We start from the raw sequence: 7,205 nt of genomic DNA on the forward strand, positions 1-7,205 counted from the left end.
CCGGAGCTGCTCGATGATGGCCACCACGAAGTGCTCGATAGGCCCCATCGGATTGACCTCGCCATTGGGCGAGGCCACGCGGCCCGACCAGCCCTCGCCCGGCAGGGCGGCGGCGGCGCGGGTGGCGTCCACCAGGGCGCGCTTGGCGTCGTCGCGATCCCCCAGCACCTCCATGAGGCGGGCCTCAAGGCCCCGGCCCCGGCGGCCCCGGCCCTCCGGCCCCCGGATCCAGCGGCGCAGCTCGGCGGACTCCGCCCCCGACAGGGCGGCGGCGAAGGCCGCGTCGGCGGCGTCGAACAGGTGGTGGCCCTCGTCGAAGACGATGCGCTTGAGCTGGGTGGTCTCACCATCAGCCTTGGAGCCCCGCGCGGCCCGGGCGCCGTCGAAGGCGGCCTGGGTCAGAACCAGGGCGTGGTTGGCGATGACGATGTCGGCGCGGCGCGAGCCCCGCACCGCCTTTTCCACGAAACAGCTGCGGTAATGGGCGCAGCCGGCGTGGATGCATTCACCGCGCCGGTCCACCAGGTTGGCGGCGCTGGCCTGGCCCACCGGCGGGACAGCGAACAGGGTGGGCAGCCAGGCGGGGAAGTCGCCGCCGGTCATGTCGCCGTCGCGGGTGGCGCGCACCCAGCGCGCCGTCAGGGCCAAGCCGATCAGGTCGGCCCCACCGAGTTGGGCGGTGTTGGCCTGGTCCTGGAAGTTCAGCAGGCAGAGATAGTTTTCGCGCCCCTTGCGGACCACGGCCTTTTTCGCGCGGACCTTGGGGTCGGGATAGATGGCGTGGCTCTCGCGCTCGATCTGACGCTGCAGGGCGCGGGTATAGGTGGAGATCCAGACGGCGGGGCCGTTGGCCTCGGCCCACAGCGAGGCGGGCGCCAGGTAGCCCAGGGTCTTGCCGACGCCGGTGCCGGCCTCGGCCAGCATCATGCGCGGCTCGCCCTCCTTCTCGCGCGGGGAGAAGGCGAAGGCGGCCTCGGCGGCGAACTGCGCCTGTGTGGGCCGCGCCTCGTCCAGGCCCGCCTGGCGCAAAAGGTCAGTGAGGCGCTGGGCGGCGGCCTCGGGCGCGATGGGACGGGAGCCGGCCTCGCCGGGCGGCGCCTGTTCCTCCCACTCCGACACGCGGGTCCACACGTCCATGCCCGAGCCCCGGAAGGCGTTGCCCACGGGGGCCGATCGCAGGGTGCCGATCACCGCGCCGCCCCAGGCCCAGCCGGCGCGGGCCAGGGTTTCGCCAATGGCCAGCGCCTCTTCGCGCGACGGTTCGGGGGTCAGGGCCAGTTCGGCCAGCAGGACGTGGCAGGCCTCGCGGAGCGCCTTGGCCTGCTCGGCCGCCCCCTTGGGCTCGGGCAGGCCAAGCGCCAGGGCCAGGCCCGCCGCCGAGGGGGCGCAGAAGCGGGCCGGCCGCACGAAGGCGAAGAGCTCCAGCGCATCGAACAGGCCCTGTGACCGGGCGGGCGAATGCACCCCCAGCCGCTTGGCGGTCATGCCCGCATGGGCCACCAGGACCGGGCCGTGCTCGAAGAGGTCGCGGGCCTCGGGCGCCCGGATCAGCTGCGCCCGCGACGCATCGGCCGCCGCGGCGCGGGGGCCGGGCAGGACCACGAGGGCGGGGGCCAGATCGAGACTCGGGGCAAGGGCGTTCACGGGTTGTGACTAGCGGATTTCCCGGCGAAACGGAACGGGAACGAACAGCTTACCCCGTCGTCACCCCAATGGGACTTCGTTCACGCGAAAATCGACGTTCCCATAGCCCACGGCCTGGCTCATGGTCGGCGCCGAACCCTGTCGTCAGCATGGGGATGAGGGACACATGACGCGCCAGAAGGTGCTGGTTCTCTATCTGGCCAACTCGGCCCTGGATTCTCCCGTGGTCGCCTGGGCGGTCTATGACGGGACAGGCGAGACGCGCCCGATGGCCGGCGACAATGACGATCCGCCCTATCGGACCGGAGCCGACGCCCTGCGTGACGGCTGGCGGCTGTTCCAGGCCTCGCAGATCCTGCCGCACCCGCGCGGCGAGGAGTTCGACCTGGCGTATCTGAAATACGAGTTCTTCTTCGAGCAGCTGGTGGAGACGGCGCCGTGAGCGAGCAACCTGTCCTGCTGAACTCCCTGCAGATGGCCCGCTTCGTGGCCCGCGGCTTCCTGCGCTTCGACGGCGTGGTCCCCGAGGAGATCAACCGCCAGTTCCTGGCTGAGGTCGGCGAGGTCGCCGAGCCAGAGCCCGGCCGCAAGGTGATGCGCGCCTTCGGAGAGCTGCTGGGTCAGGCGGAAATCCCGGAGGTGGCGGCAGGCGCGCCGCTCTCGGCCACCTATCCGCAAGGCTCGGCCATCCGCCGCCTGCTGGACCTGCCGCTGGTGAAGGGGGCGATCCAGAGCCTGGTAGGGCCCGACCCGGTGTTCGACCACCACTTCCTGCACGTCACCTTCCCGCCGGCCTATCACGAGGCCGGGGGTGGCGAGAACGTCTCCCAGCACACCCACCAGGACTCCACCGTCGACCCGTCCAAGGGCTTCGACCTGCAGGTCATGTACTACCCGCACAAGGTGACCCGCGAGATGGGCGGCACTCGTTTCATCCCCGGAACCCACCTGCGCAAGGTCAGCGAGGTGGCCTTGGGGCGCTATCAGAACATCCGCGGCCAGCAGCATATGGTCTGCGAGGCCGGAACCCTGCTCTTCCTGCACAACGGGCTGTGGCACGGCGGCGGCGTGAACCACGCCGACCGCACGCGGACCATGTTCAAGATCCGCATGAACCCCAGCGAGCCCCAGGTACGGCGGTGGGACATGGCGACGCTGCCCCCGCCCAATCCCCGACCGATCTTCTATGTGAAGAGCGCCCAGCCCGAGTCGGTGGAATCCATCCTGATGACGCCCGAGCCCTGGTTCGAGCAGGACACCGGGCGGCTGGAGTTCGTCAACCGCATCAAGCTGTGGCGCCACCTGAGCGGGGATGCGAGCTACGACGCCGATCACTGGATGAGCCGCCTGGAAAACCCCGCCCGCGCGTGAACCTCGCCGAAGGAACGGGCGCGGGTGTGGAGCATTTGGCTTGCGGCAATGATTGGCATTGCGCGTCCGCCCGTCTGTGCGCCTCGTATCCCCCACATGAAAAACCTTCTGATCTTTCCGCTCCTTGGGCTGGTCGCCGCCTGCAGCACGCCCACCAAGCCGACGGGAATGCTGTCGACCTATGACGGCCTGGCGGTGAAGCCGGGCGCGGTGCGGGCCAGTGTCTCCGACCGGAAGGACGAGGCGGCCCTGGCGGCGGTGCGCAGCGTGGCGCTGACGCCGACCCTGGTGGCCGAGGACACCGCGGCCTGGATGTCGCCGCTGGAGCGGACCACCCTGTTGCGGGAGATCGACGCCCAGCTCTGTTTCGAGATGTCGGAGCGCTACGAGATCGCCGCTCCGGACGGCGTGGCCGACGCCAAGGTTCGCGCCATCCTCAGCCATGTGCGGGCGACGGGTCGGGTCAGTTCAGCGGCCTCGGCGGCGGCGGGCTTCTTCATTCCCGGCCCCATCGGCCTGCGCGCGCCGGGCACGCTTGGCGGCCTCGGGGTCGAGGCCGAGATGGTGGGGGCCGACGGCAAGCAGCTGGCGGCCATCACCTGGACGCGCCAGGGCATGGCGGTGGGGACCGACAACCCGTCCCTGAGCCGCATCGGCGACGCCATGCAGTTCGCCGAGCCCTTCGCCGACGACGCGGCCAAGGCCATGACCGCCACCGACCGCAAGCCCATCAAGATCGCCAAGCCCGACCCCTGCGCTCAGTACGGCTCGCGGGTGCGGGTGGAGGGCATGGCGGCCAAGTTCGCCACCGGCCTCTATGTGCCGCAGATGAGCGGCGCCAAGGCCGACAGCCCCCAGCCCTGAGCGCGGCGCCTTTGGGCGTGAAACGGAACGGGAACATGCTATAGGGCCAGGGATGGCCGAAGACGCGGGCGCCGCCCCTCCCCTCCTGCCCCCGAGGTTCCAGGCCTGGTTTGCAGACCGCGGATGGAGCGCGCGCGAACACCAGCTGGAGATGGTCGCCAAGGGCCGCGCCGGGCGCGACGCCCTGCTGATCGCGCCCACCGGCGGCGGCAAGACCCTGGCGGGCTTCCTGCCCAGCCTGATCGAGCTGGCCGAGCGGCCGCCCGCCAATACGCCGCGCGGGATCCACACCCTTTACATCTCGCCGCTCAAGGCGCTGGCGGTCGACGTCGAGCGCAACCTGATGGCGCCGATCCTCCAGATGGGCCTGCCTATCGTCGCCGAGAGCCGCACCGGCGACACTGGCCAGGCGCGCCGCCAGCGCCAGCGGATCAAGCCGCCGGATATCCTGCTGACCACGCCGGAACAGCTGGCCCTGTTCTGCGCCTGGGAGGGGGCCCGGCTCTATTTCGAGGACCTGGCCTGCGTCATCGTCGACGAGATCCATGCGATCCACGCCTCCAAGCGCGGCGACCTGCTGGCGCTCGATCTGGCGCGGCTGCAGACCTTCGCGCCGAGGATGCGGCGGGTGGGCCTCTCGGCGACGGTGGACGATCCCGACGTGATCCGCCGCTGGCTGGGCTGCGCCCCGCCGGAAGCGGCGAACCAGGTCGACCTGGTGCGGGGGCCCGGCGGGGCGGCGCCGATCGTCGACATGCTGCTGGCCGAGGGCCGGGTTCCGTGGGCGGGCCACACCGCTCAGCACGCCATGCCCGAGGTCTATGAGGCCATCAAGCAGGCCCGCACGGCGCTGGTGTTCGTGAACACGCGCTTCCAGGCGGAGTTCGCCTTTCAGGAGCTCTGGAAACTGAACGACGATGATCTGCCCATCGCCCTGCACCACGGCAGCCTGGCCGCTGAGCAGAGGCGCAAGGTGGAGGCGGCCATGGCGCGGGGCGAACTGCGCGCCGTCGTCTGCACCTCGACCCTGGACCTCGGCATCGACTGGGGCGACGTGGACCTGGTGATCCAGCTCGCTTCGCCCAAGGGCGCGAGCCGCATGGTGCAGCGGATCGGACGGGCCAACCACCGGCTGGACGAGCCGAGCCGGGCGCTGTTCGTGCCGGCCAACCGTTTCGAGATGCTGGAATGCCAGGCGGCCCGCGAGGCCATCGCCGAGAACAGGTTCGACGGCGACGCGGCCCGCACCGGGGCGCTGGATGTGCTGGCCCAGCACGTCATGGGCTGCGCCTGTTCCGAACCCTTCGACCTGCTGCAGCTCTATGACGAACTGGTCACCGCCGGCCCCTATCGCGACCTGGCCTGGGAGGATTTCGAGGCCGTGGTCGATTTCGTCTCCACCGGCGGCTACGCCCTGAAGACCTACGATCGCTTCCGCCGGATCGTGAAGGGCCAGGACGGCCGGTGGCGGGTGCGCGACCAGGCGACCGCCCAGCGCCACCGGATGAATGTCGGCGCCATCCTCTCGCCCGCAGTGCTGGCGGTGCGCATCGCCATGGGCAAGCGCCTGACCGGCGGGCGCAAGATCGGCGAGGTGGAGGAGGGCTATGTGGAGATGCTGGAGCCCGGCGACACCTTCATCTTCGCGGGCCAGGTCTGGTCCCTGGCGGCGGTGACGGGGCTCGATGTCCTGGTGCGGCCGGCCATGGGCAAGGACCCGAAGATGCCCTCCTGGGGCGGTTCGAAGTTCGCCCTGTCGACCTTCCTGGCCAAGCGGGTGCGCGAGCTGATGTTCGATGAGACCCACTGGAAGGTGCTGCCCAACGACGTCCGCGAGTGGCTGGAGATCCAGAAGGACCGCTCGCTGATCGTGAAGGAGGAGGAGCTGCTGCTGGAGACCTTCCCGCGGGGCAAGCGCAACTTCATCGTCTGCTACCCCTTCGAGGGCCGGCTGGCCCACACGACGCTCGCCATGCTGCTGACCCGGCGGCTGGAGCGGATGGGCGCCGCGCCCCTGGGGTTTGTCTGCAACGACTATGCGGTGGCGGTCTGGGCGCTGAACCCGCTGGACGGACTCGATTTCGACGAACTGTTCGCCCAGGACATGCTGGGGGACGACCTGGAATCCTGGTTGTCGGAGAGCTTCATGATGAAGCGCGCCTTCAAGGGCTGTGCGATCATCTCAGGCCTTATCGAGCGGCGATTCCCAGGCGAGCAGCAGAAGTCCGGACGGCAAGTGACCTTCTCCACCGACCTCATCTACGACGTGCTGCGGCGCCACCAGCCCGACCACCTGTTGCTGCGCTGCGCCCGCGAGGACGCGGCCACCGGCCTGATCGACGTGGCGCGGCTGGGGCAGTTGCTGGCGCGCATCCAGGGCAAGATCCGCCATGCGGCGCTGGACCACCTGTCGCCCTTCTCGGTCTCCATCCTGCTGGAGATCGGCAAGGAGCGGACCCCGGGCGCCGCCGGCGAGCTGATCCTGGCCGAGGCCGAGAGCGACCTGATCGCCGAGGCCATCGCATGAGCGCGCTCGCCCAACCCCGCCACGTCTATGCCTGGGCGCCCAGCCCCTGCGGGGGCCTGCGCACGACGCTGTCGGGCGCGGCGGTGACCTTCCGCGCCAGCGGGGCGCTGTGGATCGAGGCCGACCAGATGCTGGTGGTGGCCGACCTGCACCTGGAGAAGGGCAGCGCCTATGCCGCGCGCGGCCAGATGCTGCCGCCCTACGACACCCGCGACACCCTGAGGCGCCTGACTGCCGAGATCGTCGCGACCCGTCCGGCCGCCGTGGTGCTGCTGGGGGACACCTTCCATGACCGCGCCTCGGAGGAACGGCTGGCGGCCGACGACGCCGAGCAGCTTCGGACCCTGGCCGGCCTCACCCGCCTGATCTGGGTGATCGGCAACCACGACGCTGACGGGCCCCAGGCCCTGCCCGGCGAAGTGGCCGACGAACTGACCGTGGCGGGCCTGAAGCTTCGGCACGAGCCCCAGGCGGGCCCGCAGCCGGGCGAGGTGGCGGGACATCTGCATCCCTGCGCCAAGGTGACGGCCTCGCGAGGCACGGTGCGGCGGCGCTGCTTCGTGACCGACGGCGAGCGCCTCGTGGCGCCCGCCTTCGGGGCCTATGCCGGGGGGCTGAGCATTCGGGACCCGGCGTTCTCGGGGCTGTTCGCCCGTGACCCGCTTTGCGGCGCCCTGGGGACTGGCCGTGTGCACGCGGTGGGCTGGCGCTCGGTGGTCGGCGACTAGAGCGGGACTCGATTAGACGGAACCGTATCCGGAGTTGTGCAGGTAGTTGGCGCACTCGTGGGGTTGGAAGA

The 7,205-nt window shown here is 70.6% G+C and carries 5 protein-coding genes and 1 pseudogene; 5 read left to right on the forward strand and 1 reads right to left on the reverse strand.

Annotated features, from left to right (window positions below):
• Nucleotides 1-1,644: pseudogene (locus OCL97_RS22260) on the reverse strand (ATP-dependent DNA helicase); the annotation flags it as partial.
• Between the two features lie 166 nt (nt 1,645-1,810).
• Between OCL97_RS22260 and OCL97_RS22265 the strand changes: the two are divergent.
• The 5 genes from OCL97_RS22265 (at nt 1,811) to pdeM (ending at nt 7,134) form a co-directional block, all read left to right on the forward strand.
• Complete coding sequence (locus OCL97_RS22265) at nt 1,811-2,086, forward strand: hypothetical protein (RefSeq protein ID WP_310538908.1); 276 nt, start codon at nt 1,811-1,813, stop codon at nt 2,084-2,086.
• The gene (locus tag OCL97_RS22270) at nt 2,083-3,015 is read left to right on the forward strand and encodes a phytanoyl-CoA dioxygenase family protein (protein WP_377371882.1); all 933 of its coding nucleotides are present in this window, start codon (nt 2,083-2,085) and stop codon (nt 3,013-3,015) included. Before OCL97_RS22265 ends, OCL97_RS22270 begins: the two co-directional genes overlap by 4 nt.
• Before the next feature lie 96 nt (nt 3,016-3,111).
• Nucleotides 3,112-3,879, forward strand: a complete 768-nt coding sequence (locus OCL97_RS22275) for a DUF3313 family protein (RefSeq protein WP_377371883.1) — start codon at nt 3,112-3,114, stop codon at nt 3,877-3,879.
• A gap of 52 nt (nt 3,880-3,931) precedes the next feature.
• Nucleotides 3,932-6,406: a ligase-associated DNA damage response DEXH box helicase gene (locus tag OCL97_RS22280; RefSeq protein WP_377371884.1), complete on the forward strand. Its 2,475-nt coding sequence runs from the start codon at nt 3,932-3,934 to the stop codon at nt 6,404-6,406.
• Nucleotides 6,403-7,134: a ligase-associated DNA damage response endonuclease PdeM gene (gene pdeM, locus OCL97_RS22285; protein ID WP_304700734.1), complete on the forward strand. Its 732-nt coding sequence runs from the start codon at nt 6,403-6,405 to the stop codon at nt 7,132-7,134. The genes OCL97_RS22280 and pdeM overlap by 4 nt, the downstream gene beginning before the upstream one ends.
• Nucleotides 7,135-7,205 lie beyond the last annotated feature (71 nt).

It is taken from the genome of Phenylobacterium ferrooxidans (assembly GCF_042714595.1).
In the GTDB taxonomy this organism is placed as follows: domain Bacteria; phylum Pseudomonadota; class Alphaproteobacteria; order Caulobacterales; family Caulobacteraceae; genus Phenylobacterium; species Phenylobacterium ferrooxidans.